The following is a 24,047-nucleotide window of genomic DNA, read 5'->3' as shown; positions in this document are numbered from 1 at the left end:
CCATAACAAAGGTATCACCTCTAATTCGATTGATTGTTGTTCATTTCTTCTAAAATGTTGTTCAAAAATTAACCATTGAAAAAAAATGATATTTAGGCCCTTTTCCCAGTGGACGCATATCAACACCATTATGCTGCGCGCTGATATAGCTGCCACGGGAATAGATATCTGGAGATATACGATTATGCCGTTCCTCCCGAAATGTACCACTGCAGTTTCGGGTAGCACTTTCATTGAGGTTGAGTACCACCTGATCCCTAAAAATCTCGCTGTTCACCACTTGAATATGCTGTGGTATATTTAACAATGAGGCTTCTAGCCGCATTGCTTCCGACAGTTGTTTCGGATTATATCTTTTGTAATACTTCGAACTAATTTCGACTTCGTCAATTCTGAACGATTTCATAGTATTCTGAGATACTGTTTGAGCAATAAGCCCAAACAGAGAAACGATAAAAATACAGGCTAAAAAAACCGAGATTGTAACATATGGAGGAATAAGAAATTCTGTTACAAATCTCTAAATCGAAATTAAAAAGCGATAAGAATGCTATTAGTCAGAAATAAGAGCAGGATTAAGATGATATAAAAATTTACCGAAGCCCTAAATTTCATCCTTCTCAATCCATTTTGGAACCAGTGGTGCTTCATACTGTTGCATTTTCTCGATCAGCTCTTCAATCGTATCAGCGACCAATAACATTGCTCTATTTTCCTGCTTAAGAAGCCCTTCTTCGACCATGTGATCAATAAATTGAATTAGATGATTATAAAATCCATTGATGTTTAATAAACCAACTGGCTTTTTATGTAAACCCAATTGAGCCCATGTAATCATTTCAAAAAGTTCTTCCAATGTACCAAAACCGCCCGGCAGTGCAATAACCCCTTCGGCGTAATCGCTCATAATTCGTTTACGATCATGCATGGTATCTACAATAATCAGTTTTGTTACACCCCTATGCTCTCTTTCTTTCGAATTCAAAAAATCGGGAATCACACCTATTACTTCACCTCCGTGCGCAAGAGCTCCATTCGCAACAGCCCCCATTAGGCCAACCCTTCCGCCGCCATAAACCAAACGGATACCGTATTCAGCCAAAACCTTTCCCACATAGGAGGCTTGCTCTTCATACACGGCCGAATTCCCTAAACTGGAAGCACAAAAAATAACAATACTATTAATTTTATTCATATACAAGTATAGCTAAAAATAAACGGATCAGCTCTTTTTTATTGCGATCTTATCAGCAGGCCAGGATTTTACCTTCCTAAACACAAAATAAGCAAAACTCTAATTATCAAATAAATACAACTTAAAACTATTCATCCTTTTTCTCTTGCATAGATAAATGTAAAAAAAACACTTAAAATAAATAACACATTTAATATCTTTGATTTACCGGTCTTTTTTATACATAACGGCTAACCAGACAAGCTCATCAGATCTTGTTAATAACAAATGATAATTTCAGTCCATATGATCTTCAAAAACAAATTTTTGCACAGTGCTCTCTTAAGCTTATTTTGTCTGGCGCTATCTGCTCAAACAACTCCTCAATTAAATTATTTCGATTTAAGAGAGGTAAGGTTGTTACCTGGAGTTTTTAAACATGCTGAAGACCTGGATATCACTTATTTATTGGAAATGGATCCGGACCGATTGTTGGCTCCATTTTTACGCGAAGCCAATTTACCGCTTAAAAAAGACTCTTATACCAATTGGGAAAATACAGGACTAGATGGCCATATCGGAGGTCATTATCTATCTGCGCTGGCTCATATGTATGCCGCTACAGGAGATCTTCGCATCAAGGAACGCCTGGATTACATGCTGGTCAACTTGAAACGTTGTCAGGAAGCAAATGGAAACGGATACATTGGCGGGGTGCCTGGGGGTAAAATTAGTTGGACAGAGATTCAACAAGGCCGGATCAACGCCGGTAGCTTTAACTTGAATGGAAAATGGGTACCGCTATATAATATACACAAAACCTATGCTGGCCTGCGAGATGCCTACTTGTTGACAGGCAATGAATCTGCGAAAGACATGCTTATTCAGATGACTGATTGGGCGCTTAAGTTGGTTGGTCAACTTTCCGAAGCTCAAATACAGGAGATGTTACGAAGTGAACACGGTGGACTGAACGAAACCTTTGCTGATGTCGCTGCAATTACCCAAAACCCAACTTATCTCGAGCTGGCTCGTAAATTTAGTCATCAATCCATACTTGAGCCCTTATTAGCGCATCAAGATCATTTAACAGGATTGCACGCAAATACACAAATTCCAAAAGTTCTCGGTTTTAAACGCATCGCTGACCTTTCCCACAACGAAAAATGGGCTGAGGCTGTTCGGTACTTTTGGGACAATGTCGTTGAGCAACGCTCGATTGCTATTGGTGGAAATAGTGTGAGTGAGCATTTTAACCCTACGGACGATTTTTCAAAGATGTTATATAGCATTGAGGGACCTGAAACCTGCAATACGTACAATATGTTACGGCTCACAAAAATGCTCTACCAAACTGATCCGCAAGGAAAATACCTCGATTTTTATGAACGTGCTCTTTACAACCACATCTTATCGACACAACATCCCGAACATGGTGGATTAGTTTATTTCACACAAATCCGTCCGGGGCATTATCGCGTTTATTCACAAACACAGACAAGTATGTGGTGCTGCGTTGGATCAGGGATGGAAAACCACGCCAAATATGGTGAAATGATCTATGCACAACGCAACAATGACTTGTTCGTCAATTTGTTTATTCCTTCACGCTTGGACTGGAAAGAGAAAAACATGGAAGTTATTCAAGAAACGAACTTTCCGAAAGAAGCCAATACAAGCATCCGAATCAACCCCAAAAAACCGACTTCATTCAGCTTGTTTATTCGTAAACCCAACTGGCTGACAGCAGCTCCGCATGTATTGATCAATGGAAAGCCTTACCACAATTTCAGTTCAACGAATGATCATATCCAAATCAAACGTACATGGCGAAAGGGGGATATCGTCAGTCTTGAATTGCCTATGGGGATACATACTGAGCAGTTGCCTGATAAAAGCAATTATTATAGTATTTTATATGGACCTCTTGTTTTGGGTGCCCGTAGTGGACAGGAAGATCTTTTGGGACTTCAGGCCGATGACAGCCGAATGGGGCACATTGCATCGGGAAAACAAATCCCTTTACGTGATCTCCCAATTCTTAAAGCTGAGCCGAACAATATTCCGGCACTTGTAAAACCAATAGCATCCAAGCCCTTACATTTTACGCTCTCAGATCTTTATTTGGAAAAAAAAGGTATTCAAATGGAACTAGAACCCTTTTTCGGTATTCATGATTCCCGTTATATGATCTATTGGCCTCAAGCAACAGAAAAGGAACTACAGGCGTTACAGGAGAAAATGAACAGTGATGAAATAGAAAGCTTGGCGCTAGCTGCCAAAACAGTCGATAAGGTTGTCGCTGGAGAGCAACAACCGGAATCAGATCACTTTTTTCGCGAGCAAAATAGCAATGCTGGGGCATTCGGCGATACACGCTGGCGCGATACAAAAGACTGGTTTAGTTATGTGATGAAAATAACGCCCGAGACCCAACTGATAGCAATCAAATTGCTGGCAGACAACTCATCAAGGATAACGGAGGTTATGGTCGATGGTAAAACCATTAGCACACTGGAAGACAAGGATGAGAAGTCAACCATTAAAACAATACGTATACAGCTTCCCAATGATGGTATAGGGAAAACCAAAATAGAACTAAAAATTAAGGCCGGGGCAGGATCCACAAGTCACAAGATCCTAGAAATCCGGACTCTTCGTCCTGACTAATGGAAACTTTCTCAAAGTTTCCATTAGTCAGGAGTGATTCACTTAGTCTTGATTAACTGTGTTAATCAAGAACAATTCAGTTAGTCAGAAGAGCGCAGTTGTTTTATTTTCCGATTAAAACAACTGCGCCATCCGGTTGCAATGTCAATTTGATGGTCTTTGTTTTGGAAAGTCGAATTTGTTTCTGTGTTGATTCCCGGGCGATGTTATCGTCGATTAGCTGTACCGCATCCGTACTCAACATGGGCAAATTCACCGATACCGTCTTTTCTTTGCCCTCGGCATTTATACCCGCTATATACCATGTATCACTCTTTCTCCGGGCAAGTATGACATATTTACCTGGATAACCATCAATAAAAATTGTTTCATCCCAGGTTGTAGGTACCTGTTTCATAAAATCAATCACATGGGCTGGCATTTCCTGTAAATTATTGGGTGTCAACCCAAAATTTTGCACTGGAGTCTGAAATAAAATCGCAGTTGCCAATTGAAATGTTTCTGTCGTTTTGCGAATAGTACCACCGTTATTCTCACGGTTATGACGTTTGTTCAACAAAACCGGACCAAAATCCATTGCCGCCACGGCGTTGCGAATAAATGGATGTAAAGTCGCATTAAAGGCCTCCGTATCATTTGCATGTTGTGTGAAAATCAAGTTTTCGGAGGCCAATACAGCTTCACTACCCACGAAATTCGGATACATACGCTCCCAACCCCGCGGTAAAGTACATCCATGAAATATAACTGTTAATCCATAATCATTTGCATCCGAAAGAATATCTTCGTAAAGCTTAAGTGTTTCCTGTTTATCACCTCCAAAAAAATCAACTTTGATTCCTTTAATGCCCACACGCTGCATCCATTGCATCTCGGCTTTACGTGCGATCGAAGTATTCATTTTATTTTTTGGTGTTTGCGGTGCGTCGTTCCAGAATCCGTTCGAATTATACCACAGGCAAATACCTACGCCCCGCTCCTTTCCATAAGCCACCAATTGTTCAATTTTTTCGTGGCCGATCTTTGTATCCCACCAATTGTCGATCAATACAAATTCATAACCCATTGAAGCTGACAGATCAATAAACTTCTTTTGGTCTTCAAAATTAATACTACCATCCTGCCATTCCAGCCAACTCCACGTTGCCCGTCCGAATTCGTATTTCTTCGACGCCGGATATTGCGGCTCAACAACATCGAAAGGAATGGTCGTCTCCACAATGGGTTTTAGATTGCGCCCGATAGTCAGTGTACGCCAAGGTGTATAACCGGGTAATGAAATTGTGGGAGCTGCACGTCCAATGCCATTGTTCTCCCTTTCTTCCGGGAAAGCAATACTATAAAGACCATCCTTGGTGCCTTCGCTTAACTTGGATGCACAATAAGCACTTGATACACCCGTTTCCGAAACAAGTACCCATCCACGATCCCCAACATGAAAGAGTGCAGGAAAAGTATATCCAACACCATACTTCGAAGGTATCCCTAAAGCCTGATCTGCCTGATACTCCTCTTCGTAACTTGGCTTTGTTTTCATCCAACCTATCATCGGGGAAGCTTGAGCTGTTAAAAATGTTGTTGTAATGAGTGGAAATTTAAAGCCACTCTCCTCCTTTATTAATGCAAAATTGGCCGGCTCGCCTACCTGAGGCACATAATATCGGAAGGCAATATTGTTGTTACTAACACGGAAAGTAACCTCAATCTGTTGCTTTGAAGCATTCTCCAACAAATAACGCAATTCATTCGCTTTATACGCTACCTGACTGCGTTTGATTTTTGATTCGTTATAATTGCTCGAAATTTCAGCTCTTTTTTCTGCTATTGGATGCAAATTATCACTTAAATTTATCGTCTTGCTTTGGAGCCCAAGCGGAGAAGCTTCCAACATCGTTTTCCCTTCCAGTTCAACCTCATAGAATAGATTGCCGTTTTTCAGATCCAATTTAACGGTCAAAGTTCCATCAGGACTAGATACCGATGTCTGCTGTGCTACAGCAATTGTGCCCAATAAAGACACGATACATACCAAAACATAAGGTTTTAATGGTAAACGTCTAAAATAGCGCGTATAATTGTGATTTAACATAGATTAACTCAAATAGTAGGTTAGTTATTCTGTTAAAGATAAGGTTTTATTTTAATAAATGTACAAAAAACACTTATTATGCAATACGACACTTATCCAGCACTTGATGCCACTATCTAAGGAGTTATGACCTTCTTGTTAGGGAGCCGGCCCTCCCGCCTTTTCTTGCCTTATGGAAAGATATAGAAAACAAAAATGTGTTATAATTGTAAAGAAGTAGTGACATTTATTTTTACGATTTTAACACGTATTAAACTATGAATCTAATTATGAACATGATAGCAATTGCAAGTATAGCAACTGCTTCCTTAGCTCCATTGTCAGCCAAATCACGATTATTGTTCGAGCAAAAGAACCAAAACATTGCGCTGATATTAAAAAAACAGGCCTTAAAACGTAATTATGTGGGAACCGACTCGCTATTACAATACTTTAACCAAACAACTGCAGAACTTGAAAAGCAGGTTGCGGGTTTAAGCGAAGCGCAGCTCCAATTTAAACCAGCGCCTGACAAATGGTCTATCAGTCAATGCCTTGAACATATTATTCGTTCAGAACGAATGATATTTGACATGGCAAAAAAAGGCCTGGATCAAGATCCACAACCTGAAAGGCGGAAAGAGATCAAGATGACCGACGACAATCTCAAGAATGCACTCACAGACAGGAGTCACAAATATCAGGCACCCAAGGAACTCCAACCAGAGGGCATTTATAAAAATGTGAAAACGGCACTCGCTGATTTCAATGCCGCGCGTAAGCCAGTACTTGATTATATCAAAAAAGCTGATGCGGAAGATCTTAGAAATCATGTCAGCGACTCCCCAACCGGTCCAATTGATGGTTACCAAGCCCTGATGTTTATTGCCGCACATTGTGCACGTCATACCAAACAAATCGCTGAAATAAAAGCCGATCCCAATTTTCCAAAACAATAGAAAGATGAAGAAATTGACCTATCAAATTAAGATTGATGCTCCTGTCTCACGGGTTTTTAAAACAATGCTCGATAAAGAAACGTACAAACAATGGACCAGTGCCTTCGATCCGAGCTCTGATTTCGAAGGCGTTTGGGAAAAGGGACAAAGAATTCATTTCACTGGCGTCAATGAAAATGGTGAAAAAGGCGGAATGGTAGCAGAGATTGCTGAATATATTCCAAATTCATATGTATCTATTCGCCACCTTGGCATCTTAGATAAGGGCCAGGAAATTTTATCCGGACCAACAGTTGAAGATTGGGCAGGAGCATTAGAAAACTATTCTTTTTCAGCCATCGAGGGACAAACATTATTGAAAGTGGATGTTGATACAAACGACGAATACATCGATTACTTTAATGAAGCTTGGCCAGATGCTTTGCAACTTTTATAAGAGTTGAGTGAAACTAAATAAGTTAAATTAGGCGCTTAATGATCAAGCGCTCGCTAGACTGATCAAAAACACATATTGACTCAATAAAAAGGGGGATCTAAATCCCCTTTTTATGTTTTTGCTTTATGCATTTAAGCAAACCTAAGAAAGTCAACTTCTTTAAAATATGCCCTTTATATTTTTAGCATTAGTTTACTTTTCCTTTTTGACGTGAATATCAAAAATATTGTAATACTCTAACGTACTATAATCCTTGAGGCTCATGAAGTCATAAGTAAGTGGATAATTAAAGATATTCTCCGTCTGGCTTACATAAAGGAGCATATCGCGGAGTGCTGTTCCAATAGCCTGGGCTCCTTTTGGATACTGAATAAAACTGTTCTTCCCGCCACCACGATAGTAGATCAGCAAATTACTGCAATCGAGGACTTTGATATCTATATCATCCAGTGCTTGCTTTTCCAATATTTTGTCTATCGCTGTATTGAGTTTTGCCCGTGTTGAATCAGTTTCTCCCATCAGAATCATATTGGTGCCATAAGTCACCGAAGAAAGCACATAGGGAGAGTAACCTGCTTGGGTCAATGCTGCGACTTCCGATGTTGGGTAAGCTTCATAATACTCCATATAATCAATATATATTGTAAGCTTATTGACATTGCCTATCCGAAGTGTGCTATTGGGTTTACTGATCGTCGTTGAATCTGCATGTCTCACAAGGGATAAGGCCTTCTTTACATCCTTCGAATTACCAAGAAATCCCTGTATTTCGGCATAATCTTCAAAAGTGCTGGAGGAGAAATTCATGCTGCTCGCCTGTTTCGATTTTTCAAACTTATTGGCATAAGCAAGGCCATTTTTATAACTGGGCACAAAGAAGCCCAAATCTATGGATGCGTCGTTATAAGACAAAAAATGGAATTTAACTTTTTTTGCTTTTGCTTCCAGGCTTTCTAGTCGCGGACCATCAAGGGTATCTTTGAGACTCCAAAGTCCCCCCAGGAACACCTTTTCATCAATATTGTCATCAGCGAAAAGCTTACTCATTTGTAACTGTACTTTTCGAATCTCATACTTATCTGGCGGAACAGTGGGTTCATTTTTGGTGGTATCTGTAGGTACCACCTCTGGGGGCTCTACCTTTGGCTCGATGGGATCTTTTGTACAACTTAGCCATACCACTGAGCTAAGAAGAAGTAAAAAATTTCTAGTGTGCATATTGAAGTTCTTCGGTTTCAAATTCCGTTATCATTAAAAACAGGGACCACTCGTACTTTTTTATCTGATAAATTAAATATAATAATCGAAGATAGCGTTTTTTTTCATCAGTCCAAAACAAAAAAGCGGGGTTTTAACCCCGCTTAGATTTAACCTTTTGTAACACCGTGAAAATGCAGAAGCCTTTCAGCTGATTGAAATCAAGAGCGATCGCCTGCATTAAACACCCCAAAAAGCTCTACACGCTCTAAAGAACGATCCACAACCGCCACTCGTATAGGTGTCTGAAGTATGTGTACCGACCAATTGTGCCGTATCATAGTCATAAAAACTCAATACAAAAACACAATGCGTTAATTGGCCTTTGCTTTCTTTGACCTCTTCGGTGACTTTCACGAGGGTGTTCGTTTTAGGAAGGCGGTAAGTCGTCGTTTTAACATTGACATTTTCTTTCGGAGCCTTTTCTGTTGTCTTTGCAGAAGCCACTGTAGATAGCAGCGCAACCGCCATCAAACTCATCATTAATTTTTTCATTGTTTCTATTTTTTTGTTAAACCATAACATGCTTTTGAAGCAGGTCTTTATTTTATGGAAGTAAAAATAGAAACGCATTTAACTAATTTTACGGTGATTTATTATTTGCTATAGGCCCCTTCATTATTCGTGGTTGTTAGTCTATTATTCGCAATACAACTGTTTGTACAATATAGGTTAATCTTGACAGCAAGTCTTATTTTTATACATTGTATGTCTCTATCATTATTTGTATTTTTAGGGATCTGATTCAAAATAAACTACAGTTCAGCAGCCCAATTATTACAGCATCGGACAAATTCGTTAACAATGCCCAAATATACTAGCGCAAATGGGGTTAAAAAATTAGAATAGCGAACCGTAAACATTGCTTTTATAAGAAAATGGAAAATAATCGAGAAAGCAGAAAGCATTTACCTGTGGTGGTAATGGCGCTAATTGGTTTCCCGGAAAACCTATCTATACAAGATAAATACCACGAGTAAATTACAGAATAACTTCTTATAAGACTAGGTCCATAAACTTCGAACCGGCCCCGGTGTAAATTTTTATCCAAATAAACCAATAAGGCTTTATTATTATCAAATTTATCATATGCCTTGGATGTGAGATATATTTTTGAGCATAAAAAAGGAGACAACTATTGACTAGTGTCTCCTTAAGTGCCCAGGAGCAGATTCGAACTGCCACGCCCATGCGAGCGCCACCCCCTCAAGATGGTGCGTCTACCAATTTCGCCACCTGGGCTCATATTCACCTTTGGTATCACAAAAATAAAGATTTTTCGCTCTTTTACAAGTCGAAAATTGCTTTTTAAAGCATTATTTCACTAAATTCCTATTGATCAAGGTTCTAATTACACCGTCGACAAGTCCAACCCTTGGAACAATGATTTGTTTTAGACGGCCATACTTCATAATTGTCAGGAAAATTTCACTCGCAGGTATGATAACATCCGCACGATCTTCGTTTAACCCCAATAAAATTATGCGCTCTTTTAAAGAAAAGGAAGATAAATGTTCATATACCGCTTTTAATTTGGCATAGGACAATGGTTTATCCAGCTTCTCATTGGAGAGGCGTGCAAGCTTATTAATATTACCACCGGTACCGATCCCAACAACTTGCTTATACATATGCGTATTGCTACGTACCCATTCCCTCAATTCATCCCAGGTTTCTGCCTTATCCTGATTGTCTAAAATACGAATCGTACCCAAGTTGAAAGACTTAGAATTAACCAAAACACCATTAGCGAATAACGATAATTCAGTACTACCGCCACCCACATCAATGTACAGGTAAACTTTGTCCTTTTCCATCTTATTATCCCAATGGCTATTGTAAATAATCTCAGCCTCTTTTGCTCCTTCGATAATATCGATGTTTATACCATTTTTCTTGACCTCCGCAACAATGTCAGCCCCATTTCGTGCATCACGCATGGCCGACGTCGCACAGGCCATATAATCCTCCACGTGATAAACATCCATCAACTCCCGAAAAGCCTTCATCGTTTTGATCAAACTCTCGGCTTTTCTTGGTGAAATTTCCTGATGAATAAACGCATCATCTCCCAAACGGAGTGGAACACGTAACAGTGTATTTTTCTTAAAATTATATTGATCTTTCTGTCCTATAATGTCAGCTATCAAAAGACGGACTGCATTGGAGCCTATATCTATTGCGGCGTATCTCACTTTATATACGATTTCATTAAATTACGCTAAAATAAACACAGTTATTAAAAACTATGTTATATAAATGTTAAGTTATCATTAATTTAACAAATAACAAACGATTATCACAAGGAATTCTTGCGCACACAACAGCTGATATTGTCGTAAAACAACTAAAACTCCTGTTTTCTCAAAAATATGAACTCATTTCCTGACAAAATTATCTCACTGACAATCAACTAACTCAGGATACAGGTAGCGTATCCTATCGAAATGCAGTACCTGGTACAATTCCATACAGAAAATCCATTATTGCCAGCAAAAAACTCATAAAAAAAGGAATATTCATTTTAATGAATACTCCTTTCCTTCTATTTACCTTATTTCTTAGTGATGGTGTTTTTCTTAGTGATGGTGTTCTTCAACTTTACCACCAGCTAATTTATAGATCTCTTCCACTTTTTTCAAAGACTCCTCCGAAAGGTGAATAACATCCTTGTTTGTATTGTGTTCTTCATGAGACAATCTTGTATTAATCTCACCTTGTTTTTCAACCACTAGTGCTAAAAATGCTTTATCGTTGAATGCCGCTGTACTGTCCGAACCAATTGAAGCTGGAACTTGAAATGCAGGTACACCACGTTGCGCATCGCCAACATGCAATTCTTTTGCTAAATTGTCTAATTCTGGCAACACTGTTGCGTAAGCTTCTTTAATCTTTGCAGCTACATTTTTCACCTCTGCTGAGGTAGATTGTTTTGCAGCTACATCGGCAAGATTTACCAAGTAGTTTCCATTTTCGCCAACGAATTTAATCATTGCAAAGGCATCACCATCCGCTAAGGATGCATTAGAGTATTGACGCTGTCTATCTGCAGCTGTTTGACCACAAGATGCAAATAATGTACCCGCACAAGCCGCAACAATAAATAACTTATTAATCTTCATATCAATTTTGTTAACTATACAAAAGTAGATAAAATATATGTTCTCCGAAACCCTATCCGTGAAAAGAAAGAAAAATTACGCAACATTTCTTCCGGCATTCACCACGCCAAAGATTGTACGCGCTATTAACTTCGAATAATCTTCACGTTGTGCATCAGTCAGCTGATCCGAATTCAATGCACGAATCGCAAAATGCTGTATAACCAATAACGGTAATACAATTCCCTCGCGCGCTAAAATAGACTCACGATCCACAGGATAGTTCTCCATCAATTTTGAGGTTCCGCTCAATTTTAACAAATATTCTTTTGTTATCTGGTACTCGGCATATAAAGTTTTCCAAAAATCACCATAAATAGGATCATCTTTCATATATGCTGTAATATCAAAGTTTGACTTTGTCATCGACATCATACAGTTGTCGATCAATGTCTGGAAAAATCCCGATGAAACATATAATTGCTGTACGTCCTTCCAGAGGTTATTTTTTTCAGCCCATTGCAATGCTGTTCCGACACCATAAAATCCGGGAATATTTTGCTTCAACTGGCTCCATGAAGTTACAAAACTAATCGCCCGCAAATCTTCCAGTCGCAATTCACGGCCTGAGTTACGTTTTACAGGTCTACTTGAAATATTGATCGAGGATAACGCTTTCAATGGCGACATCGTCTCCAAATATGGTAAAAACAATTCATTCGTACGTAGATCCATAAACTTATGGTGACTCAACTCAGCTAGCTTATCAATGATCTCCTGTTGATGCTTGGTTAAAGTATCGCCCACACGTTGTTTTAAATCTGAAATAATGCCGGCATGCAAAAGTTGCTCAATATTAAACCGCGCTGTATCTAAAGATCCGTACTGGCTACTGATTGTTTGTCCCTGAATCGTCAATTGAATATGATCGTTGGCAATCTCCTTACCCATAGATGCATAAAAGCGCTGCGTTTTACCACCACCACGTGCTGGAGGCCCACCGCGGCCATCAAAAAACACCAAATCGACATCGTATTCGCGTGATATCGCCGTAAGTTCGATTTTGGCACGATAGATCGACCAGTTCGCCATCAGATATCCACCGTCTTTGGTACTATCAGAATAACCCAACATAATCGTCTGTTTGTTTCCTCTTCGTTTCAAATGTGCCTTGTACTCCTTATTACTGTACAAGGTTTTCATCACGTCCGCTGCTCTCGTCAAGTCGTCAACGGTCTCGAACAAGGGCACAAAATCGATCGTTAAAGCATCCTTCTTCCATCCAGACCATAAAAATAATTGACGCAGTCCCAAAATATCACTTGCTTGCTGGCAATTACTGATGATAAAGCGCTGTGCAGCGCGCTCAGAACCGGAACGTTGAATCTCCTTTAATAATTTTATCACGCCCGAAGTATCTTTCGTTAACGGATCTGCATCCTCGCCCACCGTTAAGTCAAGTTCTTTGAATTTTATTGCTTTTTGCTTATCATTTTCACTAAGCTCCAGATAATCCAATGGCATTCCAGTCTTTTCCTGGTTGTGCTGAATCAGATAATTGGTAGCCTCACGTAATATGCGGCTGTCTTGTCTGATATCCAATGTGGTAAAGAAACAACCAAAAGTCATCACTTTACGGAGTAGATCATCAACGATCTCTACAAAAAGCCCGTTGTGATATTCCTCCAAAACATTTTTGATTGCTTTTAGATTCGTGATGATATTATCGGTTTCGTCTGCAGGATGTTCGACCGGATTAAAACTATTTTCGTAGAACAATGTCTGCAGATTTTCCATATACTCCTCCACACCTCTAAATGTGATGCGTCGTCTAACGATACGGAAATCTCTATAGTAACATCTAAACAAAATAGTACGTAGCAATGCGGCAACTTTCTTGGTGCTATCAACACTTACGTTAGGATTCCCGTCTCGGTCACCGCCAGGCCAAAAACCAAGCTCAATCAATTGTTTTACCTCTTCGGTATCGACATCCAATTCATCATCAATAAACGACTGAATCTCCGACGCCACTTTATAAAATACGTTTTCCAAAAACCAAGCTAAGCTTGCAGCCTCATCAACTGGAGTCGGTTTATTTTTATTGATGAAAGGCGTTTTCCCCAATTGCTGTAACAGCAGGTGAATACTATGAATATCGTTGGTCTTGATTGCATCGATCAGGTCGTTGATAATACCCAATACCGGTCCCGGATAAAATTGAGTAGGATGTGCAGTCAATACAAGACGTACAGAAAAATCCTTCAATTTTGACACAATCTTACGGCGCATATCTTCGCTACCTTCGGCGTTTTTAATTAATGCCCCTAAGACATTTTCATCATCGCCACGACCCACCATCTGAAATGACGAGTCTTCGATCGCATCAAATAAAACAACCTGACGCTCTATATATTGAACAAATCGAAATAACAAATCAATACGTTGCTCTTCCGAAGAAAATTCCTCATGCTGATCGAAGAAACTCTTTATGATCTCATCAGGAGTTAAATGCTGATCCACACCCTTTTCACATTGCTTTGCAAAAAATGGTAATAAAGTACCGGTATCTTTAACACGTTGAAATGGCAATGTTAAAAACAAACTTTTGAAAAGCTCAAAGCGTGTCAATACCTCGTCCTGAAAGACGGCTTCATTTTTACTTTGCTTCATATTTAAATCTTTGAAAGTGGTCAAGAGAGTTTAGGTGACTCTTGAAATTTTGTAATGTCTCTGAAATTACCCTATGGCTCCAAATATAACAATATTATAGCTAAACAAATAAAAAAATATAAATTAATCAAAAAAACAATTAAAATTTTAAAAACATACTAACAAATTTTAGTAATTTTTCATTTTTAACACATTAACATAGTACAATATGGGAACGACCTGTGTCGATCCCTTAGTTCATAAAGCCCGGCTACAAAATGAACCTTTCTTGATCAGACAGAAACCAACCAGCTATATCGCTATCATCCGTACAAAAAAGAGCAAACATAGCAGAATAATTGTTTTTAATATGAAAAGCAATTTATCTAAGTTTGTACTATACACATTATGAAACAGACACAAGAAATAAAAAGTTTTTTCTATAGCCAATATTTTGCAGATGGACTCCGAATTACCATCGGATGTATCGTGCCTGTCCTGATCTTTGCAACCATAGGGCAATTTACCAATGGAACCATTGTCTCTCTGGGAGCGCTCTTAGTAGGCTTATCGGATACCCCCGGTGCGCCTAGCCATAGAAGGAAAGGAATGATTGCGGGTGCGATATTAACTACTTTAACTTTTATTTTAACCAATATAGTCAATCAAAATGTATATCTATTGGCAATTTTTATCGGCGTAGCTTGCTTCATATTTGCCATGTTTGCAGTTTTCAATGGAAGAGCCGCCAATGTCGGTCTCATGTGCATCCTGATGATGTTGATCCATGTGCAGATTCACTACCCTCTTGCAGAGGCCATCAACTATCTAGGTTTCTACACTTTAGGTGGTTTATGGTATATCGCCATTAGTCTTTCCATCACCCAAGTACGTCCTTACAGGCTGGCCGAACAGGAACTATCAGAAACAATTCGCTATGTTGCTGATTACATCCGGCTAAAAGCTAATTTTTACGATGCTAAAATTGATAATGATAAAAACTACCTCAAACTGATCGACAAACAAGTTGAAGTCAATCAGCATCAGGAAAACCTACGGGATGTATTGTTTCAAAGTAAACGATCGATAAAAGACACCACAAAGGTAGGACGTTATTTAACCCTCGTTTTCAACGATATTGTCGATCTCTTTGAGCAAAGTATGGCGGCGCACTATGATTACAATACCATCAGCGAACGCTTTGGACCTACAGGAATCTTGGAAGATTTCAAAAATGTGATTTTAAAATATACCAATGAGCTTGACAATTTAGCCTATCAGCTGAATACAAATACACAGCCAAAACCACTGTATGATTTCGACTCGGATCTCAGTCGTCTTCACACTAAAATTGATCAACTGGATAAAAATCAACAATACAGCACATTTGCTTTACGCAAGGTGTTGATTAATTTGCGTGACCTGGTTCGCCGGATCAAAAATATCTATGGTTACTCGCATCTACAACCTGACGATGTCAAAAGAAAGGAAATTGATGACGCAAAACGCTTTGTTCAAAGCTCTGCAATTGATTTTAAGAAGTTCCGCGAAAATCTTACCCTAAAATCCACCATCTTTCGGCACGCCTGCCGTATGGCAATTGTCATGTCGGTCACCTATTATGTGTTTGAGGTCACCAATATCACCAATAATGTATACTGGATCCTCCTCACCATTATGGTTATCCTAAAACCTGGCTTCGGACTCACAAAGGAGAGAAATATCCAGCGTCTCATCGGCACAACGATAGGTGGACTCATCGGAGCCCTCATCCTGTTAACCATCCATGACCCAACTATACTATTTGTTCTCTTGGTATTCTTTTTTCTGACGGCATATAGTTTATTCCGCGTCAACTATGTTATTGCGGTACTTTTTATGACACCCTATGTATTAATTATGCTGAGCTTCGTCAGCGCCAATACCCTCGACGTCACGAAAGAACGCATATTGGACACCTTTATCGGGGGCATGATTGCATTCTTATCCAGTTATATTATTTTTCCAAATTGGGAAAGCATGCAAGTCAAGGAGTCTATGCGAAAGCTACTCATTGCCAACTACAATTACATCTTTCAGGCATTGAAAGAAATTGCAGGCCAAGCGCCTTCCATCACGGATTACAAACTAACCCGCAAGGCAGTCTACGTCGAAACGGCCAATATGGGTTCGACGTTCCAGCGCATGCTTACCGAACCCAAGAAACGTCAAAAATATAGTAAGGAAGTCAATAAATTCGTCATATTCAACCATATTTTAGCTTCTTTTTCGGTGACATTAATGAACCATCTCGACGAAATGGACAATAATTATATCAATAAGGACCATGTCCGGACAATTCGAAAAATATTAAGCTCCTTGGAGCAATCCATTCAGCTGCTGCATTCTGCCGATAGTGTCAATGCATTTGTTCCTTTGGCAATCGAAATTCCAAACAACCAATTTGATAATACAGATGTCAGTTCAGTTGATGGACAGTTATTGAGCGAACAGCTGGACTTTCTCAGTAAAATTGCACAGGACCTCCATAAAATAGTTCAGGATCTTCACGCTAAAAGCACAGCAATGTCAGAAAATGAACTGCCTAAAGCTTTAAGCTGATTTATTCTTTAAAATTCTCGACATTTATACCATGAGCGATACGATAACACGGTACGACCTGATCATAGTTGGCGGCGGGCCAATTGGCTTAGCTTGCGCCTTAGAAGCCAAAGAAGCAAATTTAAACTACCTTATTCTCGAAAAGGGCTGTTTGGTCAACTCATTATTTAATTACCCCCAAAATATGACCTTCTTCTCTTCCTCCGAAAGATTAGAAATAGGTGATATTCCATTTGTCACCACCAATCCCAAGCCAAAACGCATGGAGGCGCTGGAATATTACAGACGTATACAGCAAAAGTTCGCACTGGATACCCATCTTTTTGAAGAAGTACTGGAAATTAAGAAAGAGGACACGGAGTTTCTGGTCAGCAGTAGCAAAAGCATATACCTGAGCAAGAAAGTCATCATCGCCACGGGTTTTTATGACATACCGATGTTGCTCAATATCCCGGGCGAAGAACTTCCCAAAGTGAGGCATTACTACGACGATCCACATTATTATAGCAGCCAAAAGGTGATCGTTGTCGGCGCCAGTAATTCATCCATTGATGCCGCCCTTGAAACCTACCGAAAAGGAGCACAAGTTTCTTTGGTAATCCGCGGTAGCGAAATCAGCCGCCGGGTAAAATATTGGGTAAAACCTGATATTGAAAATCGAATTGCCGCGGGTGAAATCGATGTCTATTATAACAGCCACTTAACAGAAGTTACTCCAACTACTGCGCATATCCAAACCCCAGATGGTATCGTCGAGCTCGATAATGATTTTGTACTGGCTTTAACCGGCTATCGCCCAAATTTTGATTTTTTGAAAAAGATCGGAATTGATATTCCCCAAGAAGCACCTTGCATTCCCAGCCATAATGAAGAAACAATGGAAACAAATATTGCCGGGATTTATTTGGCAGGTGTCGTTTGCGGTGGCTTAAATACCCACCTTTGGTTTATTGAAAATTCACGAATTCATGCCAAACAGATTATCGGACATATTCGCTCAACACTTACTTGAAGACTTGAAAACGTAAGCCATTTAAGAAGATTTTCATCATTTTCTTCTGTAAACTGAGAATATGATCGAATTCTTCTTTTGTTGGGAACAACATGTTTTTCATATCCTTTAATATGCCCATACGCATACCGAATAGTGAATACAAAAGAATCCGCGCAGTTTCATTGATATCTTCCACCTGTATCTCGCCGGCATCGATACCAATCTTGAGAATCTTCTCAATAATTTCTACCTCACGGAGATAAGACTCTTTGAACACCTGTTCCAGCTCGTCCGGAAGCTCTTTGACCATCTTCATGGTGTATTCAAATAAATTATAATACTGATTGATGATCTTGACACGCATATCAATGGAGTACATCATAATCTCCTCAAAGTCTCCCCCTTTTCCAATGACATCCTCAAGGTCCTCGATCATTTTGTCGATGACATATTCGAAAACCGCAGAATATAAGCTATTCTTATCCGGAAAATAATAATACAGCAATGCTTTTGAAAAATTGAGATCCTTGGCTATTTCCGACATCGTTGTCTTAGCCATTCCAAAATGTGCAAAGCGCCTTGTCGCAGCTTCTAGAATTTTGATTCTTTTTACATCTGCATTACCCATTAAACTTATATTTTTTATCGTTAAATAAACGGTTTATACTATCTTTACCGATTATCATGCTAAAGATAGCTGATTTTTTTGAATTTCTGAAAACTAAAGTCAACATGAAGTTAAACATTCAATCGAATATATCTTTAAAAGCTTTCAATACGTTTGGAATTGAAGAAAAGACAAATTTTCTAATCGAAGTGAATGACAATGAAACATTGACCGAAATTTTTAAAAATGGTATTTTTAAGGAGAACTTCTTTGTTCTTGGCGCAGGTAGCAATGTCCTTTTCACCAAAGCATTCGACGGCTATATTATTCGTATGACGAGCAAGGGCATACAGTCAAAAATTGATGGCGATGATGTCTATGTCACAGCGCAAGCGGGAGAAATCTGGAATGACTTCGTTTGGTATTGTATCGAACATAATTACGCGGGTATTGAAAACATGGCCCTCATTCCCGGCACTGTTGGTGCTTCACCTGTGCAAAACATCGGTGCCTATGGTACCGAGTTGATGCATGTTTTTCACGAATGTCAGGCTTTCGATACGCATACCGGTAACTTTGCGACCTTCAAAAAAGAAGATTGCGATTTCTCCTATCGCGACAGTATCTTTAAAACAGCACACAAAGGGCGTTTTATCATTACTCAGGTCACTTATAAGCTAAGTCAAACAGCTCATATCAATACAACTTATGGTGCAATTGAAGCCGAACTCGCCAAAGAAAACATAACAAACCCGAGCATTGCCGACATTGCAACCATTGTCTCCAAAATCCGCGTAGAAAAGCTTCCTGACCCAAGTACAGTGGGAAATGCAGGTAGCTTCTTTAAAAACCCTGTAGTGACAGCATCAACTTTTGGACCTCTTCAGAAAGAATACCCTACAATACCGCATTATCCAATGCCCAATAATGAAACAAAATTGGCTGCTGGATGGTTAATAGAACAATGTGGTTGGAAAGGAAAAGAATATGGACAAGCAGGTGTATGGAAAAATCAGGCACTTGTACTAATAAATAGACAAAACGCTACAGGACAGGAAATTTACAATCTATCGGAACAAATTATAAGTGATGTAGCCAACAAATTTGGCATCAAGCTAGAGCGTGAAGTTAATTTACTGTAAAGATTTAAAAAAAGTATTTTTACTCTTTTTAAATCTGAAAGCAAAAGAAAAACAGGCTTCACTTTAGTAAAAAATCACTTTGAGCTAATTTTATTTACTTAAAGTTAGCTTACACACACGTTTGCTTTGCTTAAAATAATCTTAAAATTATATTAACAAATCTAATTTTGCCATTTTTGGCACATTTTTTGCCTCATACTTAATGAACCGCATTTATAAACGTACTGTTTTGTAAAAAGAACAGTTATAATTCATTAAGCTATGACAAAGAATGAATTTGACACCATGGTTATTGAGCAATCGGACTCATTAAAACTCTACGCCAGAAATTTTACCAGTGATTACGAAGATGCCAACGATCTCGTTCAGGACACAATCCTGAAAGCTGTAACCTATTTTAAAAATTTCAAAGAAGGAACCAATTTGAAAGGATGGCTTTACACCATCATGAAAAATACGTTTATTAACAACTATAGACGTATTGTGAAAACCAACTCTTTCATTACGAAAGACGAGGATATTTCTAACGCTAACCTCCTATTATCCGCTTCCTCAAATCAGGGCGAAAGCAAATTTGTCATGGAAGACATCCATGAAGCTTTATCTAGTCTTTCCGAAGAATATTACATCCCTTTTTCATTGTACTTCGAAGGTTTTAAATACCACGAGATATCGGAACATTTAAATATCCCCATCGGAACGGTAAAAACAAGAATACATGTCGCTAGAAAATTAATGAAGAGATCACTATCGGCCTATAAAGTAGCTTAGTTTTTCTATCTTCGCCTTTTTAAAATGACGAATGGCAGAAGAATTATCGGAATACAGCAAAAGCCAACTGGCTTTACGTAATGGTCAGGACAAACCACAGATCTGGGTTGCTTATCGCGGACTTATCTACGATGTCGGAGAAAGTAGACTGTGGAAAAACGGAATGCACTACGAACATTGGGCCGGACAAGATCTAACTGAGGAGCTCCAAGAAGCCCCTCATTCAGCATCTGTATTTTCAAAATTTCAGATCGTCGGAAAACTAAAAGATCAATGATTATAAATTAAACTGAGATAGGGCAACAAAAGCATTCAAACGCTTTTGTATGTCCTCTTCGGTAAGATCAACCAACCGATCTGTTCCAAATTTCTCTACACAGAATGAAGCTAGCGCAGAACCAAAAATCAATGCGTTCTTCATGTTTGTAAAGTTGATACTTTTTACTTTGGCAAGATAGCCAATAAAACCTCCAGCAAAGGAATCTCCCGCACCAGTTGGATCAAAAACATCTGCTAATGGTAGCGCCGGAGCAGAAAAAATCTGATTCTCTCCAAAAAGAAGCGCACCGTGTTCACCTTTTTTGATAATTAAATATTTAGGTCCCATTGCTAAAATGACTTTTGCAGCTTTAACCAGCGAATACTCTCCAGAAAGTTGCCTTGCCTCTGAATCATTGATGGCTAAAACATCAACCTTGAGAAGCACTTTTCTTAAGTCATCCATGGCAACATTCATCCAGTAGTTCATGGTATCCAGAACAACCAACTTAGGCTTGTGTGCCAAGCGCTCCAACGTAGTCAATTGTATTTGAGGCGTAAGATTGCCCAAGAGAAGATACTCGCAATCCTGGTAACTTTCAGGAATAATAGGATCAAAATCAGCCAATACATTTAAGTCTGTCGCCAAGGTATCACGGCTATTCATATCGTTATGATACCTGCCAGACCAAGAAAAAGTTTGCCCACCAGTAATCACCTGAACACCCGTAACATCTATACCACGGCTCCTGATAAGATCGAGATTATCATTTCCAAAATCCTCCCCAACAACACTGACCAATTTGATTTGATCACATAGATATGACGCCGCTAGACTCGCAAATGTACCGGCACCACCTAGAATTTTGTCAGTTTTACCGAACGGTGTTTCTATTGTATCGAAAGCCACCGTACCAATAATTACTAAACTCATAGTTTTTTAATAAGCATGGTAAACAAAAAAACCGGCATAAAGCCGGTTTCAATATTGCTCCTGAAGCTGGGCTCGAACCAGCGACCCTCTGATTAACAGTCAGATGCTCTAACCTGCTGAGCTATTCAGGAATTTATTTTTCGAGAAATTCCTTTCTCATAGAATGTACAAAAGTAGTACATTTTAATATCATTTGCAAATAAAATATTTGCATTGTTGCTCCTGAAGCTGGGCTCGAACCAGCGACCCTCTGATTAACAGTCAGATGCTCTAACCGGCTGAGCTATTCAGGAATGAAAAATTGAATATTTTAAAAACTCCGGCTATGTAAGTTATTAAATTGCTCCTGAAGCTGGGCTCGAACCAGCGACCCTCTGATTAACAGTCAGATGCTCTAACCTGCTGAGCTATTCAGGAGTGCTTTTCAATTTTTCCGGAGACCCTATTGCGTTTCCGTGATGCAAGTATCGGAAGATTATTAGAATACTACAAATTTTTTGAGCACATTTTTTACAACTTCCTAAATTCCAATTAGAATAATTTATTTTTATTTTTTCAAACAGCTCCACAAAATCCCCTTTTCAGCACTTAAACCAACATTATCCTTCTTTTACCTTCAATCGCCATCAGCGGATGAACGACCAGTATCGGCAATTGCGTACGATTAAAGCAACACACCTTTCAAAATTAGCGCTGCCACACTAAAATAAATCAGCAAACCTGTTACATCGACTAATGTCGACACAAAGGGCGCTGAAGAACTCGCAGGGTCGGCCCCAAGTCGTTTCATCACAAAAGGCAACATAGACCCCATCAACGACCCCCAAAGGACCACACCAACCAAGGACAAAGAGATAACTAATGCAACCAACACCCAATACTGACCATAGCTATGCGCAAAAGATTGCCATGCCATAATCCTTATAAAGCCCAAAGCCCCCAAAATAAGTCCCAGCAGTAAACCCGACAGAATCTCTCTTCGCATCACACGCCACCAGTCACCCAAGGTAACTTCCCCCAGGGCCATCGCTTGAATAATTAATGTTGAGGCTTGCGAACCGCTATTCCCACCACTGGATATAATAACAGGCATCAGTGCAAACAACATAATCGCACTTGCCATTTGCTCCTCGAAATGCTCAATAACCGTAGCGGTCAAAAGTTGTCCCAGAAAAAGCACAATAAGCCATCCAGCTCTCTTCTTCACCAAGTTCTTAATCGACACATCCAGATAAGGTTCATCCAACGCCTCCGTTCCTCCGATACGTTGCATATCTTCCGTGTACTCCTCGTTTGCTACCCAAAGAATATCATCGACAGTCACAATCCCCAACATAACCCCCTGTTCGTCGACAACAGGCAAGGCCACGCGATTATTCATCCGGAAGATGTTGATCGCTTCCTCCTGGGGATCGTAAGCATTCAGCGAGATCAGCCGATGATCGATCAAATCTCCAACGACTCTATCTGGCTCCGCCATCAGCACATCTTTAATCCGAATATCATCAACCAGCTTCCCATTTCCATCAATCACATACAATACATCTATCGTTTCCGAATCTCTTCCATAACGCCTAATATGCCCCAATATCCGTTCAATACTCCAATGTTCTTTTACGGTAATATAATCGGGTGTCATTAGGCGCCCAACGCTGTCTTCCGGATAGCCCAGCAAAGCCAATGCTTCAACACGATCTTTGGGTGGCAACAGTAAAATTAAATGCTTAATATCGTCCTTCATTTCTGAAAAAAAAGAAGTCCGATCATCGGGAGGTAACTCGTTAATTAGTGCGCTAATTTTTGCTTTAGAAAGCTTCTTAAAAATCCTGTTTTGAGTAGGGAAATCCAGAATACGAAAAACGTTAACTGCGCGATTCAAATTTAACGATTCAATAAATAGTGAACCATGTTCGGGCAACTCATCAATCAGCTCCTCAACTTCTGAAATATTTAATTCATTCAAAAATTCTTCCAGCCTAACAAGATCTCCACCTGCTATCAATTGCTCTATTTGATTCACCTGCATTTCCAGTTCTTCCATATCTCCTATCAATTTAAAAATCCTACATCTACACAAAATTTATATGTTACAAAAATCGCTTTTTTAAAGTAAATTCTGCATAAAAAAATAAATAATAAAAACCTACAGTCTGTCGCAGTAATTGGGATAAATACCCGGCGTAACGTTCAAAGCTCAATTCAAAAACAAGACATTTTGTCATTAGCAAAAAATTAAGGGAAACCGTTCTCGCCAACAACTTCAACAGGTCTCTACAAAAGAAAGACGATGAAATTTATCGTCTAATTACCGATCCATTTTTTTTATCGAATAAAATGAATCAGGCCACACCTAACTCGCCAGCATACTCCCGAAAGCAACACCCCATAGTCGTCTGATTTTTCCACAAAAAAAAACAGACAAA

Annotated in this window: 19 protein-coding genes and 4 tRNA genes; 8 read left to right on the top strand and 15 right to left on the bottom strand. The window is 39.3% G+C overall.

Translation table 11 applies throughout. The features are described 5' to 3' along the window. Nucleotides 1-61 precede the first annotated feature (61 nt). Both IQ31_RS25645 and IQ31_RS25640 read right to left on the bottom strand, forming a co-directional pair. A complete protein-coding gene (locus IQ31_RS25645; protein WP_088160853.1) occupies nt 62-406 on the bottom strand; it encodes a hypothetical protein in 345 nt (114 codons plus the stop codon). A gap of 198 nt (nt 407-604) precedes the next feature. Continuing rightward, nucleotides 605-1,195: an LOG family protein gene (locus IQ31_RS25640; RefSeq protein WP_145331066.1), complete on the bottom strand. Its 591-nt coding sequence runs from the start codon at nt 1,193-1,195 to the stop codon at nt 605-607. A 285-nt stretch (nt 1,196-1,480) separates the two neighbouring features. Here IQ31_RS25640 and IQ31_RS25635 point away from each other — a divergent pair, with 285 nt between their 5' ends. After that, entirely contained in the window at nt 1,481-3,844 is a 2,364-nt protein-coding gene (locus IQ31_RS25635) for a glycoside hydrolase family 127 protein (RefSeq protein ID WP_088160852.1), read from the top strand. Nucleotides 3,845-3,947: 103 nt separating this feature from the next. Here the strand turns inward: IQ31_RS25635 and IQ31_RS25630 are convergent, their stop codons facing one another. After that, nucleotides 3,948-5,933, bottom strand: coding sequence for a glycoside hydrolase family 97 protein (locus IQ31_RS25630; protein WP_088160851.1), 1,986 nt, complete (start codon nt 5,931-5,933; stop codon nt 3,948-3,950). A 269-nt stretch (nt 5,934-6,202) separates the two neighbouring features. Here IQ31_RS25630 and IQ31_RS25625 point away from each other — a divergent pair, with 269 nt between their 5' ends. Both IQ31_RS25625 and IQ31_RS25620 read left to right on the top strand, forming a co-directional pair. Then, a complete protein-coding gene (locus IQ31_RS25625) occupies nt 6,203-6,871 on the top strand; it encodes a DinB family protein (RefSeq protein ID WP_157698411.1) in 669 nt (222 codons plus the stop codon). 4 nt (nt 6,872-6,875) lie between these two features. Next, complete coding sequence (locus tag IQ31_RS25620) at nt 6,876-7,307, top strand: SRPBCC family protein (protein ID WP_088160849.1); 432 nt, start codon at nt 6,876-6,878, stop codon at nt 7,305-7,307. 192 nt (nt 7,308-7,499) lie between these two features. On the opposite strand, the gene IQ31_RS25615 is transcribed toward IQ31_RS25620, so the two are convergent. From IQ31_RS25615 to IQ31_RS25590, 6 genes are all read right to left on the bottom strand, one after another. Continuing rightward, nucleotides 7,500-8,525 (bottom strand): hypothetical protein, encoded by a 1,026-nt coding sequence (locus IQ31_RS25615; RefSeq protein ID WP_145331064.1) that lies wholly within the window; start codon nt 8,523-8,525, stop codon nt 7,500-7,502. A gap of 219 nt (nt 8,526-8,744) precedes the next feature. After that, nucleotides 8,745-9,059: a hypothetical protein gene (locus IQ31_RS25610; RefSeq protein ID WP_145331062.1), complete on the bottom strand. Its 315-nt coding sequence runs from the start codon at nt 9,057-9,059 to the stop codon at nt 8,745-8,747. 663 nt (nt 9,060-9,722) lie between these two features. Then, nucleotides 9,723-9,806, bottom strand: a tRNA-Leu gene (locus IQ31_RS25605). Nucleotides 9,807-9,880: 74 nt separating this feature from the next. Next, complete coding sequence (locus tag IQ31_RS25600; protein WP_120334907.1) at nt 9,881-10,759, bottom strand: Ppx/GppA phosphatase family protein; 879 nt, start codon at nt 10,757-10,759, stop codon at nt 9,881-9,883. A gap of 384 nt (nt 10,760-11,143) precedes the next feature. Beyond that, a complete protein-coding gene (locus tag IQ31_RS25595; RefSeq protein WP_070570475.1) occupies nt 11,144-11,686 on the bottom strand; it encodes a hypothetical protein in 543 nt (180 codons plus the stop codon). 75 nt (nt 11,687-11,761) lie between these two features. Then, nucleotides 11,762-14,338, bottom strand: a complete 2,577-nt coding sequence (locus tag IQ31_RS25590) for a phosphoenolpyruvate carboxylase (RefSeq protein WP_145331059.1) — start codon at nt 14,336-14,338, stop codon at nt 11,762-11,764. 387 nt (nt 14,339-14,725) lie between these two features. Here IQ31_RS25590 and IQ31_RS25585 point away from each other — a divergent pair, with 387 nt between their 5' ends. Continuing rightward, complete coding sequence (locus tag IQ31_RS25585; RefSeq protein WP_244294582.1) at nt 14,726-16,918, top strand: FUSC family protein; 2,193 nt, start codon at nt 14,726-14,728, stop codon at nt 16,916-16,918. Nucleotides 16,919-16,949: 31 nt separating this feature from the next. Beyond that, nucleotides 16,950-17,930, top strand: coding sequence for a YpdA family putative bacillithiol disulfide reductase (locus IQ31_RS25580; protein WP_167512276.1), 981 nt, complete (start codon nt 16,950-16,952; stop codon nt 17,928-17,930). On the opposite strand, the gene IQ31_RS25575 is transcribed toward IQ31_RS25580, so the two are convergent. Continuing rightward, a complete protein-coding gene (locus IQ31_RS25575; protein WP_112374184.1) occupies nt 17,923-18,540 on the bottom strand; it encodes a TetR/AcrR family transcriptional regulator in 618 nt (205 codons plus the stop codon). The genes IQ31_RS25580 and IQ31_RS25575 overlap by 8 nt on opposite strands. A gap of 104 nt (nt 18,541-18,644) precedes the next feature. On the opposite strand from IQ31_RS25575, the gene murB reads away from it, so the two are divergent. From murB to IQ31_RS25560, 3 genes are all read left to right on the top strand, one after another. After that, nucleotides 18,645-19,661: a UDP-N-acetylmuramate dehydrogenase gene (murB, locus tag IQ31_RS25570; protein WP_112374314.1), complete on the top strand. Its 1,017-nt coding sequence runs from the start codon at nt 18,645-18,647 to the stop codon at nt 19,659-19,661. A 261-nt stretch (nt 19,662-19,922) separates the two neighbouring features. Then, complete coding sequence (locus IQ31_RS25565; protein WP_046671910.1) at nt 19,923-20,432, top strand: RNA polymerase sigma factor; 510 nt, start codon at nt 19,923-19,925, stop codon at nt 20,430-20,432. Nucleotides 20,433-20,463: 31 nt separating this feature from the next. Then, nucleotides 20,464-20,709: a cytochrome b5 domain-containing protein gene (locus tag IQ31_RS25560; protein WP_112374185.1), complete on the top strand. Its 246-nt coding sequence runs from the start codon at nt 20,464-20,466 to the stop codon at nt 20,707-20,709. Here IQ31_RS25560 and IQ31_RS25555 read toward each other — a convergent pair whose 3' ends face one another. The 5 genes from IQ31_RS25555 to mgtE form a co-directional block, all read right to left on the bottom strand. Further along, nucleotides 20,710-21,624 carry a PfkB family carbohydrate kinase gene (locus IQ31_RS25555; RefSeq protein ID WP_070570461.1) on the bottom strand — a complete coding sequence of 305 codons (915 nt, stop codon included), beginning with the start codon at nt 21,622-21,624 and terminating at the stop codon, nt 20,710-20,712. 57 nt (nt 21,625-21,681) lie between these two features. Further along, a tRNA-Asn gene (locus tag IQ31_RS25550) sits at nt 21,682-21,755 on the bottom strand. A gap of 88 nt (nt 21,756-21,843) precedes the next feature. Continuing rightward, nucleotides 21,844-21,917 (bottom strand) — tRNA-Asn (locus tag IQ31_RS25545). Nucleotides 21,918-21,967: 50 nt separating this feature from the next. Continuing rightward, nucleotides 21,968-22,041 (bottom strand) — tRNA-Asn (locus IQ31_RS25540). Nucleotides 22,042-22,288: 247 nt separating this feature from the next. Continuing rightward, nucleotides 22,289-23,665 carry a magnesium transporter gene (mgtE, locus tag IQ31_RS25535; protein ID WP_112374186.1) on the bottom strand — a complete coding sequence of 459 codons (1,377 nt, stop codon included), beginning with the start codon at nt 23,663-23,665 and terminating at the stop codon, nt 22,289-22,291. Nucleotides 23,666-24,047: the final 382 nt, after the last annotated feature.

It is taken from the genome of Sphingobacterium siyangense, from assembly GCF_007830445.1.
Lineage (GTDB): Bacteria > Bacteroidota > Bacteroidia > Sphingobacteriales > Sphingobacteriaceae > Sphingobacterium > Sphingobacterium siyangense.
The sequence above is the reverse complement of the archived record's forward strand: the minus strand, read 5'-3'. Positions and strand labels throughout refer to the sequence as shown.

Coding starts and splice junctions, on each gene's coding strand:
- IQ31_RS25645 (WP_088160853.1), bottom strand. CDS start 406: ATGAAATCGTTCAGAATTGACGAAGTCGAAATTAGTTCGAAGTATTAC.
- IQ31_RS25640 (WP_145331066.1), bottom strand. CDS start 1,195: ATGAATAAAATTAATAGTATTGTTATTTTTTGTGCTTCCAGTTTAGGG.
- IQ31_RS25635 (WP_088160852.1), top strand. CDS start 1,481: ATGATCTTCAAAAACAAATTTTTGCACAGTGCTCTCTTAAGCTTATTT.
- IQ31_RS25630 (WP_088160851.1), bottom strand. CDS start 5,933: ATGTTAAATCACAATTATACGCGCTATTTTAGACGTTTACCATTAAAA.
- IQ31_RS25625 (WP_157698411.1), top strand. CDS start 6,203: ATGAACATGATAGCAATTGCAAGTATAGCAACTGCTTCCTTAGCTCCA.
- IQ31_RS25620 (WP_088160849.1), top strand. CDS start 6,876: ATGAAGAAATTGACCTATCAAATTAAGATTGATGCTCCTGTCTCACGG.
- IQ31_RS25615 (WP_145331064.1), bottom strand. CDS start 8,525: ATGCACACTAGAAATTTTTTACTTCTTCTTAGCTCAGTGGTATGGCTA.
- IQ31_RS25610 (WP_145331062.1), bottom strand. CDS start 9,059: ATGAAAAAATTAATGATGAGTTTGATGGCGGTTGCGCTGCTATCTACA.
- IQ31_RS25595 (WP_070570475.1), bottom strand. CDS start 11,686: ATGAAGATTAATAAGTTATTTATTGTTGCGGCTTGTGCGGGTACATTA.
- IQ31_RS25590 (WP_145331059.1), bottom strand. CDS start 14,338: ATGAAGCAAAGTAAAAATGAAGCCGTCTTTCAGGACGAGGTATTGACA.
- IQ31_RS25585 (WP_244294582.1), top strand. CDS start 14,726: ATGAAACAGACACAAGAAATAAAAAGTTTTTTCTATAGCCAATATTTT.
- IQ31_RS25580 (WP_167512276.1), top strand. CDS start 16,950: ATGAGCGATACGATAACACGGTACGACCTGATCATAGTTGGCGGCGGG.
- IQ31_RS25575 (WP_112374184.1), bottom strand. CDS start 18,540: ATGGGTAATGCAGATGTAAAAAGAATCAAAATTCTAGAAGCTGCGACA.
- murB (WP_112374314.1), top strand. CDS start 18,645: ATGAAGTTAAACATTCAATCGAATATATCTTTAAAAGCTTTCAATACG.
- IQ31_RS25565 (WP_046671910.1), top strand. CDS start 19,923: ATGACAAAGAATGAATTTGACACCATGGTTATTGAGCAATCGGACTCA.
- IQ31_RS25560 (WP_112374185.1), top strand. CDS start 20,464: ATGGCAGAAGAATTATCGGAATACAGCAAAAGCCAACTGGCTTTACGT.
- IQ31_RS25555 (WP_070570461.1), bottom strand. CDS start 21,624: ATGAGTTTAGTAATTATTGGTACGGTGGCTTTCGATACAATAGAAACA.
- mgtE (WP_112374186.1), bottom strand. CDS start 23,665: ATGGAAGAACTGGAAATGCAGGTGAATCAAATAGAGCAATTGATAGCA.